The organism is Faecalibacterium hattorii (assembly GCF_003287455.1).
Classification (GTDB): Bacteria; Bacillota; Clostridia; order Oscillospirales; family Ruminococcaceae; genus Faecalibacterium; species Faecalibacterium hattorii.
In genome coordinates this window covers 75,458-98,088 of record NZ_PRLC01000005.1, presented here as the reverse complement: position 1 = coordinate 98,088, position 22,631 = coordinate 75,458, and the positions used below count along the sequence as shown (strand labels likewise).

Below are 22,631 nucleotides of genomic sequence, written 5' to 3'. Positions count from 1 at the left end.
GCCTTTTTGGCATTGCACCTGTCCGCGGCAGACGAACGGCTGACCGCAAAAATACACCCGGACAAAGGGGGTCCACCCGACGTGAAAAAATATACGCTCAAGCGAATCCTGACCTCGCTGTTCACTTTGCTGGCCATTCTGCTGGTCCTGTTCATCCTGATGCAGCTGATGCCCGGTTCGCCCTTCAACGATGAAAAGCTGACGGCTGACATGCGCGCGGCCCTGTACGCAAAGTACGGCCTCGACCAGCCCATCTACATCCAATTCTTCCGCTATGTGGGCAATATGCTTCGCGGCGATTTCGGCGTCAGCTACAATATCTCCAAGAATACGCCCATCTCCCAGCTCATCCAGTCCCGTCTGCCCATCTCCATCCAGATCGGCGGCATGGCGGTCATGCTGGGTGCCGTGGTGGGCCTTGTGCTGGGCATCATTGCCGCCCTCAAGCGGGACACCGTCTTTGACACCGTCGCTACCATCATCTCGGTCATCGGCGTGTCGGTGCCGTCCTACGTCTTTGCGCTGGCGCTGAGCTACACCTTCGGCTTCAAGCTCCGTTGGTTTCCGATGCTCTTCTCCGCGAAGGACATCTTCGGGTCCAGCGTATTGCCCAGCGTGTCGCTGTCCATGTTCACCATGGCGTCCATCGCCCGCTTCACCCGCAGCGAGATGATCGAAGTCCTCGACTCCGATTATATGCTGCTGGCCGAGAGCAAGGGCATCTCCGGCCCGGCGCTGATCTTCCGCCACGCCCTGCGCAACGCCCTCATCCCCATCATCACGGTGCTGGCACCGCTGATCGTGGATCTGATGACCGGCTCGCTGGTGGTGGAGAAGATCTTCGCCATCCCCGGTGTGGGCAGCCTGCTGGTGACGGCCATCCAGTCCAACGACTACAATGTGGTCATCGGCCTGAGCTTCATCTACAGCGCTATGTACATTGGCATCATGCTGGTCGTTGACCTGCTGTACGGCGTCATCGATCCGCGCATTCGTTTGGCAAAGGGGGACGACTAAATGGCAGCAAAAGCGATCCGCGTGGGCGAGGCGGCCTCCCCGAACGAAACCTTCACCGCCGCCGATTTCGAGCTCAAGCACAACGAGGCCGAGATCGCAGTGGATACCAACTTTGCAGCCCAGAGCTTCTGGAAGGATGCGCTCATCCGCTTCTTCCATAAAAAGAGCGCGGTGCTGGGCCTCGTGCTCATCGTCTTCATCGTGCTGCTGGCCGTCTTCGGCCCCGGCATGAACAGCTACACCTACTCCGGCCAAGACCTGAGCCAGAAGAACTTTGCGCCCCGTGTGCCCGGCATTGAGCAGTTCGGCATTCTGGACGGCAGCGAGAAGATGAGCACTACCACCGGCACCAAGGTGACCAACGCTTATCAGGAAAAGGAGAAACTGGACGTCTACTACTGGTTCGGCAGCGACCTCTACGGCCGCGACATCTGGACCCGTACATGGGAGGGCGCCCGCGTTTCCCTCATCATCGCCGTGGCCGCCGCCGTCATCGATATGGTCATCGGCATGAGCTATGGCCTGATCTCCGGCTACTTCGGCGGCAAGGTCGATATGGTGATGCAGCGCTTTTTGGAAGTGGCCAACGGCATCCCCCGTCTGGTCATCGTCACACTGCTGCTGCTGGTGCTGCAGCCCGGCATGGTAACCATCATCTTCGCTTTGATGCTGACCGAGTGGGTGGGCATGAGCCGCATCGCCCGCGCCGAGATGCTCAAGCTGAAGGATCAGGAATTTGTTCTGGCGTCCCGCACGCTGGGCGCGGGCAGCTTCTTCATCATTTTCAAGGAAGTGTTACCCAACATCATCGGACCCATCATCACGCAGGTCATGTTCAGCATCCCCACCGCCATCTTCACCGAGGCCTTCCTTTCGTTCGTCGGTCTGGGCATCCCGGTGCCGCAGTGCTCGCTGGGTTCGTTGATCAGTGAGCTGTACAACAGCTTTACCACCCATCCGTACCAGATCATCCCGCCCATCGTGGTCATGAGTCTGCTGATGCTCAGCTTCAACCTCGTGGCCGACGGTCTGCGCGAGGCGCTGGACCCCAAGATGAAGAGTATGTAAGGAGGAACACCTCATGCCTGAGAATACAAAAGAACAGGTCTTGTCGGTGCGAGACCTTGATATCACCTTTAAGACTACGGCGGGCCCGGTCCACGCCATCCGCGGCGTGAACATCGACCTGTACAAGGGCGAGACGGTGGCGCTGGTGGGCGAGTCCGGCTCCGGCAAGTCGGTCACCATGAAGGCCGCCATGGGCATTCTGGCCAAGAATGCCACCGTCAACAGCGGCTCCATCCAGTTCAGCTACCACCACGCCGACGGCAGCCCGGAGACCGTGGATCTGCTGCAAAAGGATAAAAAGTGGATCCGCCGCCACATCAACGGCAAGCGGATCGCCATGGTCTTCCAAGACCCCATGACCAGCCTCGACCCGACCATGACCATCGGCAAGCAGATCATGGAAGGAATGCTCTGGCACTTCAAGATGCCCAAGGCCGAAGCCTACAAAAAGGCGCTGGAGCTGCTGGAGGAGGTCGGCATCACCGACGCCGAAAAGCGGATGAAGAACTACCCCCACCAGCTGTCCGGCGGTATGCGGCAGCGTGTGGTCATCGCCATCGCCCTTTCCTGCGACCCCGACCTGCTCATCTGCGATGAGCCTACTACCGCGCTGGATGTCACCATCCAAGCCAAGATTCTGGAGCTGATCCGCAGCATCCAGAAGGAGCGCGGCATTTCGGTCATCTACATCACCCACGACCTCGGTGTTGTGGCCAAGGTGGCCGATTACGTGGATGTCATGTACGCGGGCAAGATCGTGGAGACCGGCACCATTGATGAAATTTTCTACGACCCCAAGCACCCCTACACGTGGGGTCTGCTGTCGGCCATGCCCGACCTCGATACCGCCGACGACCGCCTGTACACCATTCCCGGCTCGCCGCCGAACCTGCTGCATGAGAAGCCCGGCGACGCCTTTGCGCCCCGCAACCGCTTCGCGCTGAACATCGACGACAAGGCCGAGCCTCCCATGTTCAAGCTCAGCGATACCCACTACGCGGCCACATGGCTGCTGGACCCCCGCGCACCCAAGGTGGAGATGCCGCCGGAACTCAAGGAGCGGATCGCCCGGATGCGCACGGAAGCAAAAAAGATCGAGGAGGCGGAATAAATGGCAGAGCATACAACGGCCCCGCTGCTGAAGGTCGAGGGGCTGAAGCAGTATTTCCGCGTCAACAAGAACTTCACGGTCAAGGCCGTGGACGACGTCAGCTTTGAAATTTACCCCGGCGAGACCTACGGTCTGGTGGGCGAGTCCGGTTCGGGCAAGTCCACCATCGGCCGCAGCATCATCCGCCTGTACGACCCCACTGCGGGCAAGATCACCTTCGACGGGCAGGACATCAGCGGACACCTCTCCCACACCCAGAACAGCACCCTGCGCACCCAGATGCAGATGATCTTCCAAGACCCGATGGCCTCTCTGAACCCCCGCAAAAAGGTGGAGGACATCATCGGCGAAGGGCTGGACATCCACCACATGTACAAAACGCAGGGCGAGCGCCGCGAAAAGGTGGAGAAGATCCTCGCAAAGGTCGGCCTTGCGCCGGAGCACGCCGAGCGCTACCCCCACCAGTTCTCCGGCGGCCAGCGCCAGCGCGTCGGCATTGCCCGCGCCCTCATCATGAACCCGAAGCTCATCATCGCCGACGAGTGCATCTCGGCGCTGGACGTGTCCATTCAGGCACAGGTGGTCAACCTGATGAAGGACATCCAGCAGGAGACCGGCACGGCCTACCTGTTCATTGCCCACGACCTGTCCATGGTCAAGTACATCTCGGACCGCATCGGCGTGCTCCATCTGGGGCACCTGCTGGAGACCGGCACCACCGAGGAGATCTTCGAGCATCCCATCCACCCCTACACCCGGAGTCTGCTGTCGGCCATCCCTCTGCCGAACCCGGTGGTGGAAAAGCGCCGCGTGGCCGAGACCTACGACTACGCCACCTCCGGCATCGACTACACCAAGGGCACCAGCCACCATGTCGAGGGCAGCCATTACGTCAAGTGCACTGACGACGAGTTTGCCCAGTGGTGCAAATAAGCATAGAGTATAAAATAAGCCCCTCTCCGCGCAAAAACGGAGAGGGGCTTTGTGCTGTCAAGTCCGGCATAGCAAGGCAGGACTTTTGATGCTGCATCGACTTCAATATTGATATGCTTCCCGGTAGAAGTTTCTATTACATAAGTGCTCTTGTTGGGGCGTGTGGAGCCCCAAACCCTGCTGGGAGCGAGTAGGGCAAACGGGAATTTTCAAATTAGTCTTTGCAAATAACCTTTGAACCTTCACCATCAATTACAATTCCCTGACGGTTGTTAATTGGGCATAGATTCAAATCCGAAAACTCAGTCATTATTTTCTCGGTAACTTTCTTAAATGGTGCTGTAAGATAATGCGGAAGAACATAGAAATCAATCAAATCAAGCCCTGCATCATCTTCTTGTGAGTAGTCCTCCGGCTTTTCATCCATTTGCTCGATATATTGGATGCTTGGAGCGCATATAATCGCACCTGCCGATTCACCAATTATCAGTTTTCCCTTTGCCAATTCTTTCTTCAACAGCTCATCCGTTCCCGTTTTACGGAGCTGGTCTATAAGGAAAAAAGAATTTCCGCCGGTGAAATATATCACATCCGCATCTTCAAAAACAGACTGTATCGTTGAATAAGCCTCCGTTGAAATATCAATTTCAGTTACGATTGCTCCCAACTTTTTGAATAATTTTCGAGCCGAGCCGACATAACCGGTGTAGCCTTCACGCAGCGAAGCTGTTGGAATAAATGCGACTTTTTTATTTTCAATTTCTTCCTTTATCAGACTTCCTACACTTGAAAAGTGCGAACATAAAACAGTTTCATCAATATTCTCCTTTATATATAAATTCCGATTTGTTGAGCTAAGCCGAGTATACCATATGCGGTTAAAAATAGCAAAAGGCAGGATACCATCGCCATGATGATACCCTGCCCTTGGTCGTTGCTATTCAGGTTCGACGCTCTGACTGGTGTCGGTTGGAAAGGTGCTCCGGCAGCGGCATCTTTCTTGGTAGACATTCCTAGGGGTCTAGGAACCGCGCACGAATCAAAGCCCCACTGGGGCTTTGATTGCCTTCGCTGCGCTTCGGCACGTGCTTTTCGAGTCCTGTACCGCCACTAACAAAAAAACCCCAGACGAATGTCTGAGGATTTTTGTGGTGGAGCATTGTCCACAGCACTCGAACCCAACACTTCCTCACGGGTGACCGTTTTGGCATCATCCGTGAAGTTGAAATTGAGTACGACCCGGTCATCAAAGACGTAGACCGAGTTGACAAAGGTATCAATGATCTGCCGCTGGTGTTCCATGTCCCTCATGTCACCCTTGCGGAATTTTTCAAACCAGAACCGCATCCATTCGCGGGTCAGGACTGGCTTTTTCAGCTTTTCTTCCAGAATGCTGGTGTTCAGGGCTTCCTTCCGGGCTTCCAGTTCGTCCAACCGCTGCTTGGTGGTCGGGGTCAGGATGCCCTGTTCAATGGCTTCCAGAAGGTTTGCCAGCCGCTTCTCTGTGTCCCTGAGCTGGTCTTTCAGGACAGGCAGCCGGGTGTTCTCCTTCTGCTGGGCTTCCATGACCAAATCTATTAGCTGTTCGATGATTTCATCACTGAAAATCACCTTAATGGCAGTGTCCACCACGAACCGCTCCAGAGGCTCCTTGCGGATGGCTTTCAGGTCGCAGTGCGCCTTGCCGTGGCGTTTGGCGTTGCCGCACTTGTAGTAATAGTAGGTGTTTCCCATGTGGCTGGTGCCGCTTTCGCCACCCATCAGGGTGCCGCACTTGCCACAGAACAGCTTGGTGGTCAGCAGATAGCTCACATCCTCTTTTGCAGGCCGACCGTGGGCGATCCTGTTCTGTTCGAAACGCTGCTGCACCCTGTCAAACAGGTCTTGGTCAACAATGGCCGGAATGCCGCCCGGCGTCACAATGTCCTTGTAGCGGTATTCGCCGATGTAGCGGCGGTTGCGGAAGATCTGGAAGAAGCTGTTCTTCACGAACGGCTTCCCGGTGCGGGTACGCAGGCCGCGCTCGTTCAGGGATGCTGCAATCTTCTCAGCAGGTTCACCGTCGGCATACCGGGTGAAGATCTCCTGCACGATGGGAGCCGTCTCCGGGTCGATATGGTACAGCCTGTCCTCCTTGCCAATGGTGAAGCCCAGCGGCACCACACCGCCGTTGTACTTGCACTGGAGGGCGTTTTCGCGCTCACCGCGCGCCACTTTCAGGGCGAGTTCGGCGGAATAGTATTCCGCCATGCCAATCAGCATACTCTCCACCATAATGCCTTCAGGCCCCTGCGAAATGGGTTCCATAGTGGACACCAGATGGACACCGTTCTTTTCCAGCTGGTACTTGTAGTTCACGGCATCGAACCGATTCCGGGCAAAGCGGTCGAGTTTCCAGACCAGAACCACATCGAAGATTTTCTTTGCGCTGTCCTTAATCATCCGCTGGAAGTCCGGGCGGTCATCCGTTTTGGCAGAGTAGGCACGGTCAATGTAGGTGCCGACCACGGTGATGCCGTTCTTCTCGGCGTAGTCCTTGCAGTCGCGCAGTTGTCCTTCAATGGACGCTTCTCGCTGGCTGTCAGATGAATAGCGGGCGTAGATCACGGCGGTCATGGTTGCACCTCCTTGGCGTGTATTCGACTTGCCTTTATAGTATCGGGTCAAGCGCAGCTTGTCAACAATCTGCGAGCAGATTGAAATGTGAAAATTGCGAAACGCAGCGAAAAAGCTGAGAGCAAGAATCGTCCCGTGGCCACAAATTTTCAATTCTTGAAAATTCTTGCCCCCTTTGGGACAGCTTCTTGTTGGGGCGTGCCTGCCCCAAACCCTGCTAGGAACGAGTACAGCAAACTGGAATTTTACTTTATTTCTACATTCTCTACTTTTACTTTGAACATAATAAAATGTTCCATTCCTACCGCACCAAATCTCTGTTGTAAAATAGGACATTCTTCAAGCATTCTTTGCTTTAACGCTTGATTATCACATTCTGTTGCTATACCAGTAATTCTAATCCATTCCCTTGATTCTGCTTTCTTTGCGACAATCTGAATATGCTCATTTTCTCGCATCTGTTTGTGAGCATCGTTCATGTCATTTGTAGATAAGTATAAATCATCTCCAACTTCCATTACTGCACCGAAAGGTCTACCTGCTGGATAGTCACCATTTATAGACAATACAAAAAATGCACCACATTCCTTCAAAAATTCATATGCTTTACTCATTTTATTTTTCCTCCGTTAAATTCTTATTTGTTGAACTAAGCCGAGTATACCATACTCTCCAATGAAAGAACACCCACGATATAGTGAAATTTTGCCGTTTTCCTGCGTACGTGCGTACACACTCCACAGGAATTCCAAAGGGGCTATGCCCCTTGGCACACAGACTTTGGAACAAAGTCTAGTGTGTTACACCTTGCCAGAGGTGTACACGCTCTCCCGGTACGCACGTACACAGCGATTGCCCCCAATGCGTCATATAGGGTGACGACCAAGTTCGCACAAAGCGAACTTGATTCCTCAAAGCAAAAGGCAGGATACCACCGTCATAGTGATACCCTGCCTTTGCTCGTTTAACGCTCTGTGTAGTCCTTCCGCAGAACTTCCGATAAACAAAAAACGTACCCGAACCCTTTTTCATAAAGAATCGGGTTCGAGTACGAACTGTATGGTGGACGGTACAGGACTCGAACCTGTGACCTCCTGCACGTCAAGCAGATGCTCTACCAGCTGAGCTAACCGTCCATATTTTGCTTGTGCCGCAATCGGCTTGATTATGTTACCACACTCTGCGGCAAAAAGCAAGCATTTTTTGAAATTTTTTGAAAACTTTTTTGGCGGCAGCGGGAAGAAGAGCGGATTTTGGCCGCAGGGCGCGGGATTTTGTCAACTGCGGGCGGGGTTCTCCGTTGCTCTGGGGGACAGATTGTGGTATAATACATTGATTATAATAGGAAAGGTATCGCAGAATGAGAGTTTTGGGCATCGACCCCGGTTATGCCATCGTGGGATGGGGCGTTTTGGACTATGCGGGAAACCGGTTCACACCGGTGGATTTCGGCGCGGTCTGCACCGACGCGGGGGTGCCGTTCGAGCGGCGGCTCGACGAGGTGTACACCGGCGTCAAGGAAGTCATCCAGCGGACCAAGCCGGAGGTGCTGGCCATCGAGAAACTGTTCTACCAGCACAACCAGACCACCGTCATCGGCGTGGCCGAGGCGCGCGGCGTCATTTTGCTGGCGGCGGCACAGGCGGGGCTGCCCATCTACGAATACACCCCCATGCAGGTGAAACAGGCCGTGACCGGCTACGGCAAGGCCGTGAAGAAGCAGGTGCAGGAGATGACCCGCATCCTGCTGCATCTGCCCGCCGTCCCTAAACCCGACGACACCGCCGACGCGCTGGCCATGGCCATCACGTTCTGCCACACCAACGGCAACCAGCTCAACCGCTTCCGCCGTCAGGTTGTGGGGCCGATCTAAATAAGCTCCCCCTTTGGGAAAGACTCCCTCCGGCCGGAGGGGGATGTCGCGTAAGCGACAAAGGGTGGACGACTGGCGAGCCGAAGGCGAGACTGAGAGGTTTCTATGATCTACTGTTTAACTGGAAAAATCATCAAAAAGACCCTGAACGCCGTGGTGCTCAGCTGCGGCGGGGTGGGCTATTACGCCCAGTGCCCGGCCAGCGTGGCCGGTGCGCTGCCCGGCGTGGGGAAGGAAGCGACCCTCTACACCGTGATGAGCGTGACCGAAAACGACGTCAGTCTGTACGGTTTTGCGACGGAAGAGCAGCAAGCGTGCTTTGAGATGCTGACGGCAGTTTCGGGCGTGGGGCCGAAGGTGGGCCTTGCGATCCTGAGCGTCATGGAGCCGGACCGGGTGGCGCTGGCCATCTCGGCGGGGGATCACAAGGCGTTCAAGGCGGCCTCCGGCGTGGGGCCGAAACTGGCCCAGCGCATCGTGCTGGAGCTGAAGGACAAGGTCGCCAAGGGCTTTGTGGAGGGCATCAACTTGGAGGATGTGGCCGGTGCCGCATCGGATGCCCCCGCCGCGCAGGGGGCCGGGCAGGCCATTGCAGCCCTCGTCTCGCTGGGCTACAGCCAGAGCGAGGCCGCGCTGGCCGTTTCGAAAATCGACAACACCCTTCCGGTGGAAGAGATCATCAAGCTGGCCCTGCGGGGCATGGCGGGCAGGAGGTAATCCATGCAGGACGAAACCGCGCTCTATGGCGCAAAAATGATGCAGCCGGGCCTGACAACGGCCGACAACGAGGAAAACAGCCTCCGCCCGCAGCATTTGGAAGACTACATCGGGCAGGAAAAGGTCAAGCAGAACCTGAAGATCTACTTGGAAGCGGCCAAGCGCCGCGGCGAGCCCATGGACCACATCCTGCTCTACGGCCCGCCGGGCCTTGGCAAAACGACGCTGGCGGGCATCATCGCCAACGAGATGGGAGTCCAGATTCGCATCACCAGCGGCCCCGCCATCGAGAAGCCCGGCGACCTTGCCGCCCTGCTGACCAATCTGCAGGAGGGCGATGTGCTCTTCATCGACGAGATCCACCGCCTGTCCCGGCAGGTGGAAGAGGTGCTCTACCCGGCGCTGGAAGACTACGCGCTGGACATCATGATCGGCAAGGGCCCCAGCGCCCAGAGCATCCGCATCAACCTGCCGCGCTTCACCCTCGTGGGTGCCACCACCCGCGCGGGCCAGATCACCGGCCCCCTGCGCGACCGCTTCGGTGTGCTGCTCAAGCTGGAACTCTACAGCCCCGATGAGCTGTCCCGCATCATCCAGCGGTCGGCGGGCATCCTCGATCAGCCCATTACCCCGGAGGGCGCTTACGAGCTGGCCAAGTGCAGCCGCGGCACCCCCCGCGTGGCCAACCGCTTCCTCAAGCGGGTGCGCGATTTTGCCACCGTGCTGGGCGACGGCGTCATCGACCGGGACGTTTCCCTGATGAGCCTGAAGCGGATGGACGTGGACGCGCTGGGTCTGGACGAGCTGGACCGCAGCCTTCTCCGCGCCATCATCGAGATGTACAACGGCGGCCCGGTGGGTCTGGAAACGCTGGCGGCGGCCCTCGGCGAGGAAGCCGTCACGCTGGAAGACCTCTGCGAGCCTTACCTGATGCAGATGGGCTTTTTGACCCGCACGCCGCGGGGCCGCTGCGCCACCCGGCTTGCTTACGAACACCTTGGCCTGAAGGCTCCGGAGTCCGCCTCGCCGGAGGACAACGGCCAGCAGAGCCTGTTTTGACGAGAAAGGAGGACGCTTATGCGCCCCGCAGATACATGGAAGGATTATGAGCTGCTGGATGCCACCGGCGGCAACCGTTTGGAGCGCTGGGGCGAGACGCTGCTGGTCCGGCCCGACCCGCAGGTGGTCTGGAAGACGCCCCAGCAGAGCCCGCTCTGGGCCAAGGCGGACGCCATCTACCACCGCTCCAATCAGGGCGGCGGCGAGTGGGAGTACCGCCGCCGTCTGCCCGAAAAATGGAAAATTTCCTGCGGCGAAGAGGAGGACAAGCTGACCCTCATCGTCAGCCCCACCGGCTTCAAGCACACCGGCGTGTTCCCGGAACAGGCCGTCAACTGGGCGTGGTACGCTCAGAAGATCCGCGCGGCGGGCCGTCCCGTCAAGGTGCTGAACCTCTTCGGCTACACCGGCGGCGCAACGCTGGCCTGTGCCGCGGCGGGGGCCACCGTCTGCCATGTGGACGCCTCCAAGGGCATCGTGGCGTGGGGCAAGGACAACGCCGCCGCCAGCGGCCTTGCAGACCGGCCGATCCGCTGGCTGGTGGACGACTGCGCCAAGTTCGTCGCCCGCGAAAAGCGGCGCGGCAACACCTACGACGGCATCATCATGGACCCGCCGAGCTATGGCCGCGGCCCCGGCGGCGAGATCTGGAAGCTGGAAGACTGCATCTACGACCTCATCAGCCAGTGCGAAGAGGTGCTGAGCGACACGCCCCTCTTCTTCGCGGTCAACAGCTACACCACCGGCCTGTCGCCCGCCGTCATGGAGTATATGCTCAAAACGACGCTGGTGCCCCGCTTCGGCGGCAAGACCAGCTGCGACGAGATCGGTCTGCCCGTCTCCGCCACCGGCGGCGTCGTGCCCTGCGGCGCGACCGCGATCTGGGAAGAGTAAAGGCATTTTCAAGGCTCTCCTCTGTACAACCTCTCCGTCAATGCTTCGCATTGCCACCTCCCCTTGTAGGGGAGGCCTTGGCAGTCCTCGCAAAGTTCCCGGTTTCGCCAGAGGCTCCCCTACTAGGGGAGCTGGCGAGCGGCAGCGAGACTGAGAGGTTGTACAAAGACGAGAGTTTTGGTGAAAATTATCATCTTATAGTAAGGGGTACAGCCTTTTGGGAAGGCGCACCACCGGAAAGAGAAAACACAAATGAAAGAAACGATCCTGACAGCGAATGATTTGAAATTTCGCTACGACCCGGAAAAGCCGGTCTACGCCCTGAACGGCGTATCGGTGGGGGTCCGGCGCGGCGAGTTCGTGGCCGTTCTGGGCGCGAACGGCTGCGGCAAATCCACCTTGGCCAAGCACTTCAACGCCATCCTTCTGCCCGAAAGCGGCACCGTGATGGTGGAGGGGATGGACACCAAGGACGAGGACAAAATTTACGATATCCGCCAGAAGGTCGGTATGGTGTTCCAGAGCCCGGACAACCAGATCGTCGCCACCGTGGTGGAGGAAGATGTGGCCTTTGCGCTGGAAAACCTCGGCGTCCCGCCCGAAGAGATGCGCCGCCGCGTGGACGACGCCATGAAGATGGCGGGCATCTACGAGTACCGGGAGCGCGCTCCTCACAACCTTTCCGGCGGCCAGAAGCAGCGCGTCGCCATTGCGGGCGTGGTCGCCATGCGGCCCGACTGCCTGATCTTGGACGAGGCCACCGCCATGCTGGACCCGCGGGGCCGCGAGCAGGTAATGCAGACCATCCACCACCTGAATCAGGATATGGGCATCACGGTGGTCGCCATCACGCACTACATGGAAGAGGCTGCACAGGCCGACCGGGTGTTGGTGATGAGCAAGGGCAATGTGGTCATGGAGGGCACCCCGAAAGAGGTGTTCAGCCAGACCGAGAAGGTCCGCGCCCTGCGGCTGGATGTGCCCCAAGCGGCTGAGCTGCGGGATGAGCTGGTCAAGGCCGGCATCCCCATGCCCGAAGGCATCATCGACACCGGCGAATGCGCACAGGCTCTGTATGAGCTGCTGCAGTGAGGAGGGCGGACGAAATGGGAAGCATCATCAAAGTAGAGCACCTGAGCTATGTCTATAACCCCGGTATGCCCAACGCCGTCACTGCACTGGACGATGTGAGCTTCGAGGTGGAAGAGGGCGATTTCGTGGGCATCATCGGGGCCACCGGCTCCGGCAAGAGCACCCTCATCACCCACATGAACGGCCTGAACAAGCCCACCAGCGGCAAAATTTTCATTGATGGCCGCGACCTGTGGGCCGAGCCGGAAAAGATCCGCGATTTCCGTTTCCTGACGGGGCTGGTGTTCCAGTATCCGGAATACCAGCTCTTTGAGGAGACCTGTTATAAAGATATCGCCTTCGGCCCTAAGAATATGGGGCTGGATGACGCCGAGATCGACCACCGCGTGCATGAGGCGGCGGAGTTCGTCGGCTTGGACGAAGCGCTGCTGGAGCGCAGCCCCTTTGAGCTGTCCGGCGGCCAGAAGCGCCGCGTCGCCGTGGCGGGCGTCATGGCGATGAAGCCCCGCATCCTTGTGCTGGACGAGCCCGCTGCCGGCCTCGACCCCGAAGGCCGGGATGAAATTTTGTCCGAAGTGAAGGACTACCACAAAAAGACCGGCACCACCGTGCTGCTGGTCTCGCACAGCATGGAGGACATTGCCAAGTACGCCAACCGGGTGCTGGTCATGTCCAATAAGAAGATCGCGATGTACGACACCGTGGAGAACGTCTTTGCCCGTGCTCCGGAGCTGCTGGAGCTGGGCCTGAGTGTGCCGCAGGTGACGAAAATTTTCCTCAAGCTGCGGGAGATGGGCGTGGACGTCCCGGCGGACGTGTACACCGTGCCCTACGCCGTCAAGATGATCTTGGAGGCCAAGAAGCGGCGGGACGCGGGGGAGAGCCTCATCCTGCCCCGTAAAGAGGGCGTGAAAGGGGGCGTGTCCGAATGCTGAGAGATATCACCATCGGCCAGCACTTTCCGGGCAGCAGCCTTGTGCACCGGTTTGACCCCCGGCTCAAGCTGGTTTTGACCATCGTTTATATCATCCTGCTCTTCGCGGCGTCCAACCCCTTGGGCCTGACGCTGTCCATCCTCTTCCTCGCGGCGATGTACGCCGTGGCGAAGATCCCCTTCAAGATGATCCTGAAGAGCCTGAAGCCCATTCTGCCCATCATCATTTTTACAGCGGTGCTCAACCTCTTCTTCGTCTCCGGCGAAGGGGAGCCGCTGGTGCATTTCTGGGTCCTGAACATCTACGCCGAGGGCGTGCGTTACGCCGTGCTGATGGCGGTGCGCGTCATGGCACTGATCGCGGGCACCAGTCTGCTGACCTACACCACCAGCCCCATTGTGCTGACCGATGCCATCGAGCAGCTGCTCAAGCCCTTGGGCAAGCTCCACTTCCCGGTGCATGAGCTGGCCATGATGATGAGCATCGCCCTGCGGTTCATCCCGACCCTGATCGAGGAGACCGACAAGATCATGAACGCCCAGAAGGCCCGCGGCGCCATGCTGGACAGCGGCACCATGACCGAGCGGGTCAAGGCGCTGGTTCCGGTGCTGATCCCGCTGTTCATCTCGGCTTTCCGCCGCGCCGACGAGCTGGCCATGGCCATGGAGTGCCGCTGCTACCGCGGCGGCGACGGCCGCACCCGCCTGAAGGTGCTGCGCTGCACCAAGCAGGATTACATCGACCTTGCCGTCTGCATCGTCTGCTTTGTGGTGATCCTGTCCTCCCGGCTGGTGTTCCCGAATTTTTAAGAACTCCCTCAGTCTGCTTCGCAGACAGCTCCCTCGGCGAGAGAGCCTTAGCGTACCGGAAAGCTGTGAAGCCTCCCTCCTAGAGGGAGGTGGCATCGCGCAGCGATGACGGAAGGAGTATCCATGAACTACCTACTCATTCTATCCTACGACGGCACCAATTACTGCGGTTTTCAGGTCCAGCCCAACGGGCGGAGCGTAGCCCAGACCTTTCAGGATGGGCTGGAAGCCGTGCTGGGCACCCGGCCCGACATCAAGGGCTGCAGCCGCACCGACGCCGGGGTGCACGCGCTGGGGTTCGCGCTGAACTTCCACGCCGACACCCGCATCCCGCCGGAAAAGCTGCCGCTGGCCCTCAACCAGCATCTGCCGCCGGATATCCGGGTGCTGTCGGCCCGCATCGTGCCGGAGGATTTTCACGCCCGGTACGCGGCCCACACCAAGACCTACCTCTACCGCATCCACAACAGCCCCATCGATTCGCCCTTCGACGCGAAGTACTACACCCGCGTGCCCCGGCGGCTGGATGAGGCAAAGATGCAGCAAGCGGCCCGGCGCTTCGTCGGGAAGCACGATTTTCTGGCCCTCTGCGCGGCGGGCAGCTCGGCTGCGGCCCACGGCGACACCGTCCGCACCATTACAGATTGTAATGTTGTGCGGAAAGGTGACGAATTGGAGATCACTGTGACGGCGGACGGCTACCTTTACAATATGGTGCGTATCCTTGCCGGGACCTTGTGCGAGGCCGGGGCCGGGCGGCTGGACCCCGAAACGGTGCCCGCCATCCTCGCCAGCCGCGACCGCAGCAAGGCGGGGCCTACTCTGCCCGCACAGGGGCTGTTTTTGAAGTGCGTGAATTATAACTGAGAGGCGAAACTGATGGGAAAATTTACTCGCAGTCGTGCGGAAAACGACGAACCGCTTTCGGCGGGGCGCGTCGAATACCTCGAACAGGCACGGCAGAGGGCGCGCAATAAGCGCATCCGCCGCACGGCGGTGCTGCTGGTGCTGCTGACGGGCATCGTGCTGTTCGCCACCGGCCTTGTGGGCAGCTCGGTGGCGATGGCGAAAGATTTCATCGACACGGCCCGCATCGCCCTTTTACCCGGCGCGGGCTGGCCGCAGCAGACCGGTGTCTCGGAAGTGACGCAGGTGGAATCGCTGACCGGCAGCTTCGTCGAGCTGGGCAAGGAGGGCTGCGTCGTCTACTCCCGCAGCGGCAAAAAGCTGAATAGCATCCAGAGCGGCTACGCCCGCCCGGCGCTGGCAGCGGGGAAGAATCGCTTTGTGCTCTACAACCGTTCCGGCAATGAGCTGCGGGTGGAGAGCCGCACCCAGAACCTTTACACGAAGCAGCTGGAGAACAGCATCTTCCTCTGCGCCATGGCGGACAACGGCAATCTGGCCGTGGTCACCGAGGACGTCAGCGCCATGGCAGAGCTGCTCATCTACAATTCCAACATGGAGCAGGTGCTGAGCTGGAGCATGAGCTCCAACGACGGCACCCCGCTGCGGATGGCTTTTTCCCCCGACGGGCGGAAGCTGGCGGCGGCAGCGGTCACGGCGGGCGGCGGACAGATGATGACGAACCTCTACCTCGTCAATCTGGCGTCGGGCGACCCCGTGAGCCTTGCCAACCAGAGCGGCGTGCCGCAGTGGCTGGGGTGGACCTCGTCCTCCACGATCTTGGCGGTCTACGACTCCCGCGCTGTCCTTTACAATGCGGGCGGCGGCGAGCGCGCAGCCTACGAATTTGCGGGAAACACCCTGAAGGATATTTCGGTGGACGCGGCGGGGAATGTGGCCCTGCTGCTGGGTTCCGGCCAGCTGCATCAGGCGGTGCTGCTGGATAAGAGCCTGAATGTCCAGTTCAGCGGCACGGTGTCCTCGGCCAATTCCATCGTCCGGGCGGGGAGCCTGTTCTACCTGCTCAGCGACAGCGGGGTGGAGTGTTACAACATCTCCGGCGAGCAGCAGTGGAGCCAGACCCTCGCAGCCAAGCCCCAAGCGCTGCTGGCCGATACCAAGGAGCTGCTGCTCTTCAGCGGCAACACCGCGCAGGTACTGGAAGTGCCGCAGAAATAACAAGGATAATATTGTATGTTCAAGAATCCGTCATTTATTTTTGATATCATCTGTACGGTGGTCTGGCTGCTGCTGGCGGTCCGCTATGCCCGCAAGGGGTTTCTGGCGGCGGTCGTGCAGCTGACGGGCAACCTTGTCAGCCTGTTCGGGGCCCGGCAGTTTTCCGGCTGGGCAGCCGGGCAGGTGTTCGAGCAGGTTTTTGCGAACAGTTTCCGCGACCAGATCGCGGCCAGCATCTCCGCCGAAGGGGCGGTCAGCCTTTCCGGCATCGCGGCCAAGTACGCGGGCTTTCTGCCGGAGAGCTTCCGCGCATCCATCGTAGAGGCCTGTGAGCGCTCCATCTCGGCGGTGCTCAACGACAACGCCGTGGTGCTGGCGGATGTCATCGTCCAGAAAGTGCTGGCCCCGCTGCTGACGCCCGTCATCTCGCTGGTGCTGTTCTTCGTGGCATTCGCCCTGCTGCGGATGCTCGTCAGTCTGCTGGTCACGGTGCTGGGGCTGGTGAACAAGCTCCCGGTCATCGGGGCCGTCAACCACGGGCTTGGCTGGAGCATCGGCGCACTGGCCAGCCTCGTGGACATCTATCTGGTGCTCTGCGTGGTCTGGGCACTCATCGTTATCACCGGCGGCAATCTCACCGTTCTCAACGATACGGTGATGAGCGGCAGCCTTTACTATAAAGCATTCAATTTGTTCAACCCGTTCCTGTAACGGGGCGGAACTGAAGGAGGAACTATGGTCTGCATTCGATGCCAAAAGCGTCCGGCCATCATCTTCGTGCAGCGCATGGAGAACGGCCAGATGAAAAATGAGGGGTACTGCTTACACTGTGCCCGCGAACTGCACATCAAGCCCGTGGAGGACCTGATGAAGCAGTTCGGCATGTCGGACGAGGACATGGACAACATGGAGGACCGGATGGAAAACATGATGCAGGAGCTGGGCGACGGCTCCGGCTCCATGAATCCGTTCTCGATGATGATGAACATGGGCCAGCCGCAGGAGGACGACGACGGGGACGAGGACCTGATGCCCGGCTCCAGCGCGACCTTCCCGCTGAGCATGAACGGCGGCACGCAGGAGGCCCCCAAGGGAGAGAAAAAGCCCGGCAGGAACGGCAAAAAGCCGCCCCGCCGCAAATTTCTGGATACCTATTGCGAGAACCTGACCCGCAAGGCGAAGGAGGGCAAGCTGGATGACATCATCGGGCGGGACCGGGAAATTTACCGCACCATCCAGATCTTGAGCCGCCGCCAGAAGAACAACCCCTGCCTCATCGGCGAAGCCGGTGTCGGCAAGACGGCCATCGCCGAGGGCATTGCGGAGCGGATCGCCAAGGGCGACGTCCCGGCGGGCCTGAAGGAGAAGGAGATCTACCTGCTGGACCTGACCAGCCTTGTGGCGGGCACTCAGTTCCGCGGCCAGTTCGAGCAGCGGGTCAAGGGTCTGCTGAGTGAGGTCAAGGCGGCGGGCAACGTCATCCTGTTCATCGACGAGATCCACACCATCACCTCCGCCGGTGAGAGCGAAGGTGCCATGAACGCGGGCAACATCCTGAAGCCCGCCCTCTCCCGCGGGGAGATCCAAGTCATCGGCGCCACCACCTTCAACGAGTACCGCAAGTATATCGAGAAGGATCAGGCGCTGGAACGCCGTTTCCAGCCCGTCCGGGTCGAGGAGCCCAGTGTCTCCGATACGCTGGCCGTGATGAACGGCATCAAGCACTACTACGAGGAGCACCACCATGTGCAGGTGCCCGCCGATGTGCTCAGCGCCGCCGTCACCCTGAGTGAACGGTATATCACCGACCGCTACCTGCCCGATAAGGCCATCGACCTGCTGGACGAGGCCTGTGCGTGCTGCAATCTGGCCCACCCGGCTATCTCGGAGTACCTGACCATGCAGAAGGAGCTGGACGCTCTGAAGCAGGAAGAGGCCGAGATGGAGAACACCGACGTCAACGAGCCCATCGACTACGAGCAGATGGCCGAGCGGAAGACCCGGATGGCCCAGCTTGAAAGCGAGCTGCCCGCCAAACAGGCCGCTGCCAGCGAGATCAAGGTGACCATGGACGATGTGGCCAAGGTCATCGAGCTGTGGACCGGCATCCCGGCGGTGAAGATCCGCGAGACCGAGTACGCGAAGCTGGCGGGCCTTGAGTCCGAGCTGAAAAAGAAGATCATCGGGCAGGATGAGGCCGTGCATCTGGTGGCACAGGCCGTCAAGCGCAGCCGGGCCGACCTGTCCGGCCGCCGCCGCCCCGCCAGCTTCATCTTCGTCGGCCCCACCGGCGTCGGCAAGACCGAGCTGGTCAAGCAGCTGGCCGCTCAGCTCTTCGACGGCCCGGACCCCCTCATCCGCCTCGATATGAGTGAGTATATGGAAAAATATGCGGTCTCCCGCATGATCGGTTCGCCTCCGGGCTACGTGGGCTACGAGGAGGCCGGTCAGTTGACCGAAAAAGTCCGCCGCCGCCCCTACAGCGTCGTGCTCTTCGACGAGATCGAAAAGGCTCACCCCGACGTCATGAACATCCTGCTGCAGATCCTCGATGAAGGCAAGATCAACGACGCGCAGGGCCGGACGGTGGATTTCTCCAACACCGTCATCTGCATGACCTCCAACGCGGGCAGCAGCGACCAGTCCACCGGCGGGCTTGGCTTCAACAAGAGCGAGAGCCAGCTCAGCGAGGACAAGACCCGCAAGGCGCTGGCCCAGTTCCTGCGGCCGGAGTTCCTTGGCCGCGTGGACGAGGTCATCACCTTCAAGCCGCTGGATCAGCAGACGCTGGAGGGCATCGCCGCCCTGATGCTGGACGAGTACAAGCCCAGCATGGAGGCCAAGGGCATCCGCTACAGCTACACCCCCGCCGCGCTCCACGCCCTCGTGGTCAAGAGCCAAGGCGGCAAGTTCGGTGCCCGCGACCTGCGCCGCGTTATCCGCAAGGCGGTGGAAGACCCCGCTGCTGAAAAGATCATCGACGGCACCCTCGCCTCCGGCTCCACCCTGACCGTGGACGCCGAGAACGACGAGGTCGTTCTGAAATAAAACACGAGCCGCCGTGCAGTTTTGAACGCTGCACGGCGGCTTTTGTATTTGTCTGCAAATTCTGGCGGGAAGCGGAAGCTCAATCGTGCTCGCCGGTGTAGATCTGGATATAGCGGGGGGCGTGCTTGTCCTGCACAAAGAGCAGAGCGCAGGTCAGCGCGGCAGCTAAGAACGTGAACACAGCAAGCAGAGCTTTGAGAATTTTCATCGTTTTATCCTCCTTGGCGGGTGATTGCAAACCGGGGTAAAAAGGGTGCACGGGGGGCTCCCCCTGAGTTATGATACCCAGTATAACATATTCTGCGCCGAAAGGCAAACATCCGTATTTTTTGGGAAACGTTACAAAAATATCAATGGTTAGTTATGCCTAATCATCAAAAATAGCAAATAAAATTCAGGAAATTGCATCATTTTCGCTCAGTTGTCGTTGAACTTCCGGGTACAAAATGATACAATAAGCGTGTTAAGCAGCTGCCGTCTTGGGCACCCGTGCGCCTGTACGAGGGCCGGGGGCGGCAATTCAAGTCAGAATGGGGGATTTAAGTCCATGTTGAACAAGCTGAAACGTGCGGCGCTTGGCGCGCATACGCCGCATGACAAAGCAACTGCTGCAAGCAAACCAGTTCCGATGCCTCTGCCCGCGCAGGTACGCATCCTGATGAGCCAGCACATCGGCGCCCCGGCGAAAGCCTTGGTCAAAAAGGGCGACGAGGTCTTCGTCGGCACCAAGATCGGCGAAGCTGGCGGTTTCGTCTCTGCCAATATCCACTCCAGCGTTTCCGGCACCGTTGCTGCCGTGGAACCCTTCCGTCTGTCCAATGGCCGGATGTGCGACTCCGTCGTCATCAAGACCGATGGCAAGCAGACCGTTGACCCTGCCGTCAAGGCCCCGGAAGTGACCGATAAGGCCAGCTTCCTCGCTGCTGTGCGGGAGTGTGGTCTGGTCGGTCTGGGCGGCGCAGGTTTCCCGACCGACGTCAAGCTCCAGCCGAAGCCGCCGGTGGATACCCTGCTGATCAACGCTTCCGAGTGCGAAGTGTGGCTGACCAGCGACACGCAGGAAATGCTGAATTGCAGCGATGATATCATCCGCGGCATCGAGGCCGTCCTGAAGTATGTCGGCATCCCGAAGTGCGTCATCGGCATTGAGAACAACAAGCCGGAGTGCATCGACCTGCTGTGCCAGAAGACCAAGGACAAGCCCGCTATCGAGGTCAAGCCTCTGCCCAGCGTTTACGGCACTGGCGCAGAGCTGATCCTGATCGAGAAGTGCCTCGGCCGCGAAGTGCCCCACGGCGGTCTGCCCGCCGATGCCGGTGCCATCGTCATGAACGTGACCAGCGTTTCCACGCTGGGCAAGTATCTGGCGACCGGTATGCCGGTGGTCAGCCGCTGCATCACCGTGGACGGCGACGCTTGCGCCAAGCCCCAGAACCTGATCGTCCCCGTGGGCACCGCCTATGAGGATGTCATCAACGCTGCCGGCATCAAGGGCGGCGTCACGCTGGGCAAGGTGGTCGCCGGCGGTGCCATGATGGGCCCCGCTGTCGAGAACCTGAGCTATCCCACCACCAAGACCACCTCCGGCCTCATCATGCTGAGCGACACTGCGGCACAGCCCGCCCCCGTCTCTCCCTGCATCCGCTGCGGCCGCTGCGTCGAGTACTGCCCGATGGGTCTGGAGCCGGTGGAAGTCAATCAGGCTTACGCCGCCCGTGATGTTCAGGAACTGGGCAAGCTGCATGTGGACTACTGCTTCAACTGCGGCTCCTGCTCGTTCGTCTGCCCGGCAAAGCGCCCCTGCACTCAGATGATGGGTCTGGCAAAGGCGTTCTACCTTGGTGAAATCAAAAAAGGAGGCAATAAGTAATGGATACTCGGCTTATTGTTTCGGCCTCCCCGCACCTGCGCTCGGAGGAGTCGACCACCAGCCTGATGGCAAACGTGATCGTCGCCCTGACCCCCTGCGTGGTCGCCTCTGCAATCATTTTTGGCTGGCGTGCACTGCTGGTGACCGCCGTCTCCGTCATCGCCTGTGTCGGCTTTGAGTGGCTGTACTGCAAGCTGCTCAAGAAGCCCAACCCCATCGGCGACCTGTCCGCCGTCGTCACCGGCATCATTCTGGCCATGAATGTGCCTGTGGGGATGCCTCTGGGCCAGCTCATCGTCGGTGATCTGGTGGCCATCGTGGTGGTCAAGCAGCTGTTCGGCGGCATCGGCATGAACTTTGCAAACCCCGCACTGGTCGGCCGTATCGTGCTGTTCGTCAGCTTCGCAAACTCCATGAACACCTTCGTTTACCCCGACGCAGCCGTGGATCAGCTCTCCAGCGCTACCCCGCTGAAGGTCGCGGATACCTCCAAGCTGAGCTTGCTGGATCTGTTCATGGGCATCCATGGCGGTGTGCTGGGCGAGACCTGCGCACTGGCTTGCGTGCTGGGCCTGATCTATCTGGTGGCCACCAAGACCATCAGCATCGCGATCCCGGCCTCTTACATCGGCAGCGTCTTCATCTTCTACCTCATCTCCACCCACAGCCTCCACGGCGCGCTGGTCGGCATCCTGTCCGGCGGCCTGATGTTCGGCGCTGTGTATATGGCGACCGACTACGTCACCAGCCCCTTCACCCTGAAGGGCAAGCTGATCTACGGCGTGGCGCTGGGCATCGTGACCTTCGCCATCCGTGAGTGGGGCAGCTACGCCGAGGGCGTTTCCTTCGCGCTGCTGTTCATGAACCTGTGGGTCCCCTTCATCAACGATTGGACCCGTCAGACTCCTTATGGCTATGTCAAGCCCGCAAAGAAAGCAAAGGAGGGTGCTGGCAAATGAGTAAGAATTCTACATGGGAAAGCACCGTCAAGCCGGTGGTCGTTCTGAGCGTCATCGCTCTGATCGTCAGCTTCCTGCTTGCACTGGTCAACTCCTTTACGGCTCCCATCATCGAAGAGCACCAGAAGGCTGCCACGCTGGCCGCTTATGTGGACGTTATGCCCACCGTCGCCAGCGCATCCGATCTGGACGAAGTGACCGACTTCACCACCGAGAACGTGGCGGGCGTGGTCAAGGCCACCGATGGCAGCATCGCCATCAAGGCCGAGGAGAAGGGCTTCGACGGCGGCATCCTGTCCGTCATCATGGGCTTTGATACCAACGGCACTGTCACCGGCATCTGGGTAGACGCTTCCACCCAGACCAAGGGCATCGGCTCCAATGTCGCGAACGACAGCTTCCTCGCCCAGTTCGACGGCATGGACGGCACCCAGAACATCACGCTGGGTCAGGGCTACGATGCGTACAGCGGCGCAACGATTTCTTCCAAGGCTCTGTTTGCCGCCATCAACGACTGCATCAACTGCTACAATGAGTTGGCATAA

At 59.3% G+C, this 22,631-nt stretch carries 22 protein-coding genes and 1 tRNA gene; 18 read left to right on the top strand and 5 right to left on the bottom strand.

The window, feature by feature from the left end:
* Nucleotides 1-81 precede the first annotated feature (81 nt).
* Genes C4N23_RS04925 through C4N23_RS04910 form a run of 4 tightly spaced genes read left to right on the top strand, consistent with a single transcriptional unit; the run spans nucleotide 82 to nucleotide 4,129 of the window.
* A complete protein-coding gene (locus C4N23_RS04925) occupies nucleotides 82-1,017 on the top strand; it encodes an ABC transporter permease (protein ID WP_112144490.1) in 936 nt (311 codons plus the stop codon).
* Nucleotides 1,018-2,085 (top strand): ABC transporter permease, encoded by a 1,068-nt coding sequence (locus tag C4N23_RS04920; RefSeq protein ID WP_112144488.1) that lies wholly within the window; start codon nucleotides 1,018-1,020, stop codon nucleotides 2,083-2,085.
* A 13-nt stretch (nucleotides 2,086-2,098) separates the two neighbouring features.
* Nucleotides 2,099-3,196 (top strand): ABC transporter ATP-binding protein, encoded by a 1,098-nt coding sequence (locus C4N23_RS04915; protein ID WP_112144485.1) that lies wholly within the window; start codon nucleotides 2,099-2,101, stop codon nucleotides 3,194-3,196.
* Complete coding sequence (locus C4N23_RS04910) at nucleotides 3,197-4,129, top strand: ABC transporter ATP-binding protein (RefSeq protein ID WP_112144483.1); 933 nt, start codon at nucleotides 3,197-3,199, stop codon at nucleotides 4,127-4,129. It begins immediately after the preceding gene.
* 214 nt (nucleotides 4,130-4,343) lie between these two features.
* Here C4N23_RS04910 and C4N23_RS04905 read toward each other — a convergent pair whose 3' ends face one another.
* From C4N23_RS04905 to C4N23_RS04890, 4 genes are all read right to left on the bottom strand, one after another.
* Complete coding sequence (locus C4N23_RS04905; RefSeq protein ID WP_112144480.1) at nucleotides 4,344-4,949, bottom strand: Type 1 glutamine amidotransferase-like domain-containing protein; 606 nt, start codon at nucleotides 4,947-4,949, stop codon at nucleotides 4,344-4,346.
* Nucleotides 4,950-5,239: 290 nt separating this feature from the next.
* Nucleotides 5,240-6,745 (bottom strand): recombinase family protein, encoded by a 1,506-nt coding sequence (locus C4N23_RS04900; RefSeq protein WP_112144478.1) that lies wholly within the window; start codon nucleotides 6,743-6,745, stop codon nucleotides 5,240-5,242.
* A gap of 245 nt (nucleotides 6,746-6,990) precedes the next feature.
* Entirely contained in the window at nucleotides 6,991-7,359 is a 369-nt protein-coding gene (locus C4N23_RS04895) for a pyridoxamine 5'-phosphate oxidase family protein (RefSeq protein ID WP_112144476.1), read from the bottom strand.
* A gap of 446 nt (nucleotides 7,360-7,805) precedes the next feature.
* Nucleotides 7,806-7,881, bottom strand: a tRNA-Val gene (locus tag C4N23_RS04890).
* Between the two features lie 224 nt (nucleotides 7,882-8,105).
* Here C4N23_RS04890 and ruvC point away from each other — a divergent pair.
* The 11 genes from ruvC to C4N23_RS04835 all read left to right on the top strand — a co-directional run bounded on the left by ruvC (nucleotide 8,106) and on the right by C4N23_RS04835 (nucleotide 19,257).
* Nucleotides 8,106-8,618: a crossover junction endodeoxyribonuclease RuvC gene (gene ruvC, locus C4N23_RS04885; RefSeq protein ID WP_055190174.1), complete on the top strand. Its 513-nt coding sequence runs from the start codon at nucleotides 8,106-8,108 to the stop codon at nucleotides 8,616-8,618.
* A gap of 105 nt (nucleotides 8,619-8,723) precedes the next feature.
* A complete protein-coding gene (gene ruvA, locus C4N23_RS04880; RefSeq protein WP_097839835.1) occupies nucleotides 8,724-9,335 on the top strand; it encodes a Holliday junction branch migration protein RuvA in 612 nt (203 codons plus the stop codon).
* Nucleotides 9,336-9,338: 3 nt separating this feature from the next.
* Nucleotides 9,339-10,394 carry a Holliday junction branch migration DNA helicase RuvB gene (gene ruvB, locus C4N23_RS04875; RefSeq protein WP_097839834.1) on the top strand — a complete coding sequence of 352 codons (1,056 nt, stop codon included), beginning with the start codon at nucleotides 9,339-9,341 and terminating at the stop codon, nucleotides 10,392-10,394.
* A gap of 18 nt (nucleotides 10,395-10,412) precedes the next feature.
* The gene (locus C4N23_RS04870) at nucleotides 10,413-11,288 is read left to right on the top strand and encodes a class I SAM-dependent methyltransferase (protein ID WP_112144473.1); all 876 of its coding nucleotides are present in this window, start codon (nucleotides 10,413-10,415) and stop codon (nucleotides 11,286-11,288) included.
* Between the two features lie 252 nt (nucleotides 11,289-11,540).
* Nucleotides 11,541-12,380 carry an energy-coupling factor transporter ATPase gene (locus C4N23_RS04865; RefSeq protein WP_097839833.1) on the top strand — a complete coding sequence of 280 codons (840 nt, stop codon included), beginning with the start codon at nucleotides 11,541-11,543 and terminating at the stop codon, nucleotides 12,378-12,380.
* A gap of 14 nt (nucleotides 12,381-12,394) precedes the next feature.
* Complete coding sequence (locus C4N23_RS04860) at nucleotides 12,395-13,315, top strand: energy-coupling factor transporter ATPase (RefSeq protein ID WP_112144471.1); 921 nt, start codon at nucleotides 12,395-12,397, stop codon at nucleotides 13,313-13,315.
* Nucleotides 13,309-14,124: an energy-coupling factor transporter transmembrane component T family protein gene (locus tag C4N23_RS04855; RefSeq protein ID WP_055190155.1), complete on the top strand. Its 816-nt coding sequence runs from the start codon at nucleotides 13,309-13,311 to the stop codon at nucleotides 14,122-14,124. Before C4N23_RS04860 ends, C4N23_RS04855 begins: the two co-directional genes overlap by 7 nt.
* 123 nt (nucleotides 14,125-14,247) lie before the next feature.
* Nucleotides 14,248-14,991 (top strand): tRNA pseudouridine(38-40) synthase TruA, encoded by a 744-nt coding sequence (gene truA / locus C4N23_RS04850; protein ID WP_112144469.1) that lies wholly within the window; start codon nucleotides 14,248-14,250, stop codon nucleotides 14,989-14,991.
* Between the two features lie 12 nt (nucleotides 14,992-15,003).
* Nucleotides 15,004-16,209, top strand: a complete 1,206-nt coding sequence (locus tag C4N23_RS04845) for a DUF5711 family protein (RefSeq protein ID WP_112144467.1) — start codon at nucleotides 15,004-15,006, stop codon at nucleotides 16,207-16,209.
* Nucleotides 16,210-16,224: 15 nt separating this feature from the next.
* Nucleotides 16,225-16,920, top strand: coding sequence for a hypothetical protein (locus tag C4N23_RS04840; RefSeq protein WP_112144465.1), 696 nt, complete (start codon nucleotides 16,225-16,227; stop codon nucleotides 16,918-16,920).
* 24 nt (nucleotides 16,921-16,944) lie between these two features.
* Entirely contained in the window at nucleotides 16,945-19,257 is a 2,313-nt protein-coding gene (locus C4N23_RS04835) for an ATP-dependent Clp protease ATP-binding subunit (protein ID WP_112144463.1), read from the top strand.
* 79 nt (nucleotides 19,258-19,336) lie between these two features.
* Here C4N23_RS04835 and C4N23_RS14300 read toward each other — a convergent pair whose 3' ends face one another.
* The gene (locus C4N23_RS14300; protein ID WP_275539591.1) at nucleotides 19,337-19,465 is read right to left on the bottom strand and encodes a hypothetical protein; all 129 of its coding nucleotides are present in this window, start codon (nucleotides 19,463-19,465) and stop codon (nucleotides 19,337-19,339) included.
* Nucleotides 19,466-19,885: 420 nt separating this feature from the next.
* On the opposite strand from C4N23_RS14300, the gene C4N23_RS04830 reads away from it, so the two are divergent.
* Genes C4N23_RS04830 through C4N23_RS04820 form a run of 3 tightly spaced genes read left to right on the top strand, consistent with a single transcriptional unit; the run spans nucleotide 19,886 to nucleotide 22,631 of the window.
* Nucleotides 19,886-21,127, top strand: coding sequence for an RnfABCDGE type electron transport complex subunit C (locus C4N23_RS04830; RefSeq protein WP_425349581.1), 1,242 nt, complete (start codon nucleotides 19,886-19,888; stop codon nucleotides 21,125-21,127).
* Entirely contained in the window at nucleotides 21,127-22,086 is a 960-nt protein-coding gene (locus C4N23_RS04825) for an RnfABCDGE type electron transport complex subunit D (protein ID WP_055190144.1), read from the top strand. Before C4N23_RS04830 ends, C4N23_RS04825 begins: the two co-directional genes overlap by 1 nt.
* Entirely contained in the window at nucleotides 22,083-22,631 is a 549-nt protein-coding gene (locus C4N23_RS04820; protein ID WP_112144461.1) for an RnfABCDGE type electron transport complex subunit G, read from the top strand. Before C4N23_RS04825 ends, C4N23_RS04820 begins: the two co-directional genes overlap by 4 nt.

What these genes read in the sequence shown, in the direction of transcription:
- C4N23_RS04920 (WP_112144488.1), top strand. Translation starts at nt 1,018, where the DNA reads ATGGCAGCAAAAGCGATCCGCGTGGGCGAGGCGGCCTCCCCGAACGAA.
- C4N23_RS04915 (WP_112144485.1), top strand. Translation starts at nt 2,099, where the DNA reads ATGCCTGAGAATACAAAAGAACAGGTCTTGTCGGTGCGAGACCTTGAT.
- C4N23_RS04910 (WP_112144483.1), top strand. Translation starts at nt 3,197, where the DNA reads ATGGCAGAGCATACAACGGCCCCGCTGCTGAAGGTCGAGGGGCTGAAG.
- C4N23_RS04900 (WP_112144478.1), bottom strand. Translation starts at nt 6,745, where the DNA reads ATGACCGCCGTGATCTACGCCCGCTATTCATCTGACAGCCAGCGAGAA.
- C4N23_RS04895 (WP_112144476.1), bottom strand. Translation starts at nt 7,359, where the DNA reads ATGAGTAAAGCATATGAATTTTTGAAGGAATGTGGTGCATTTTTTGTA.
- ruvC (WP_055190174.1), top strand. Translation starts at nt 8,106, where the DNA reads ATGAGAGTTTTGGGCATCGACCCCGGTTATGCCATCGTGGGATGGGGC.
- ruvA (WP_097839835.1), top strand. Translation starts at nt 8,724, where the DNA reads ATGATCTACTGTTTAACTGGAAAAATCATCAAAAAGACCCTGAACGCC.
- ruvB (WP_097839834.1), top strand. Translation starts at nt 9,339, where the DNA reads ATGCAGGACGAAACCGCGCTCTATGGCGCAAAAATGATGCAGCCGGGC.
- C4N23_RS04870 (WP_112144473.1), top strand. Translation starts at nt 10,413, where the DNA reads ATGCGCCCCGCAGATACATGGAAGGATTATGAGCTGCTGGATGCCACC.
- C4N23_RS04865 (WP_097839833.1), top strand. Translation starts at nt 11,541, where the DNA reads ATGAAAGAAACGATCCTGACAGCGAATGATTTGAAATTTCGCTACGAC.
- C4N23_RS04860 (WP_112144471.1), top strand. Translation starts at nt 12,395, where the DNA reads ATGGGAAGCATCATCAAAGTAGAGCACCTGAGCTATGTCTATAACCCC.
- C4N23_RS04855 (WP_055190155.1), top strand. Translation starts at nt 13,309, where the DNA reads ATGCTGAGAGATATCACCATCGGCCAGCACTTTCCGGGCAGCAGCCTT.
- truA (WP_112144469.1), top strand. Translation starts at nt 14,248, where the DNA reads ATGAACTACCTACTCATTCTATCCTACGACGGCACCAATTACTGCGGT.
- C4N23_RS04845 (WP_112144467.1), top strand. Translation starts at nt 15,004, where the DNA reads ATGGGAAAATTTACTCGCAGTCGTGCGGAAAACGACGAACCGCTTTCG.
- C4N23_RS04840 (WP_112144465.1), top strand. Translation starts at nt 16,225, where the DNA reads ATGTTCAAGAATCCGTCATTTATTTTTGATATCATCTGTACGGTGGTC.
- C4N23_RS04835 (WP_112144463.1), top strand. Translation starts at nt 16,945, where the DNA reads ATGGTCTGCATTCGATGCCAAAAGCGTCCGGCCATCATCTTCGTGCAG.
- C4N23_RS14300 (WP_275539591.1), bottom strand. Translation starts at nt 19,465, where the DNA reads ATGAAAATTCTCAAAGCTCTGCTTGCTGTGTTCACGTTCTTAGCTGCC.
- C4N23_RS04830 (WP_425349581.1), top strand. Translation starts at nt 19,886, where the DNA reads ATGCCTCTGCCCGCGCAGGTACGCATCCTGATGAGCCAGCACATCGGC.
- C4N23_RS04825 (WP_055190144.1), top strand. Translation starts at nt 21,127, where the DNA reads ATGGATACTCGGCTTATTGTTTCGGCCTCCCCGCACCTGCGCTCGGAG.
- C4N23_RS04820 (WP_112144461.1), top strand. Translation starts at nt 22,083, where the DNA reads ATGAGTAAGAATTCTACATGGGAAAGCACCGTCAAGCCGGTGGTCGTT.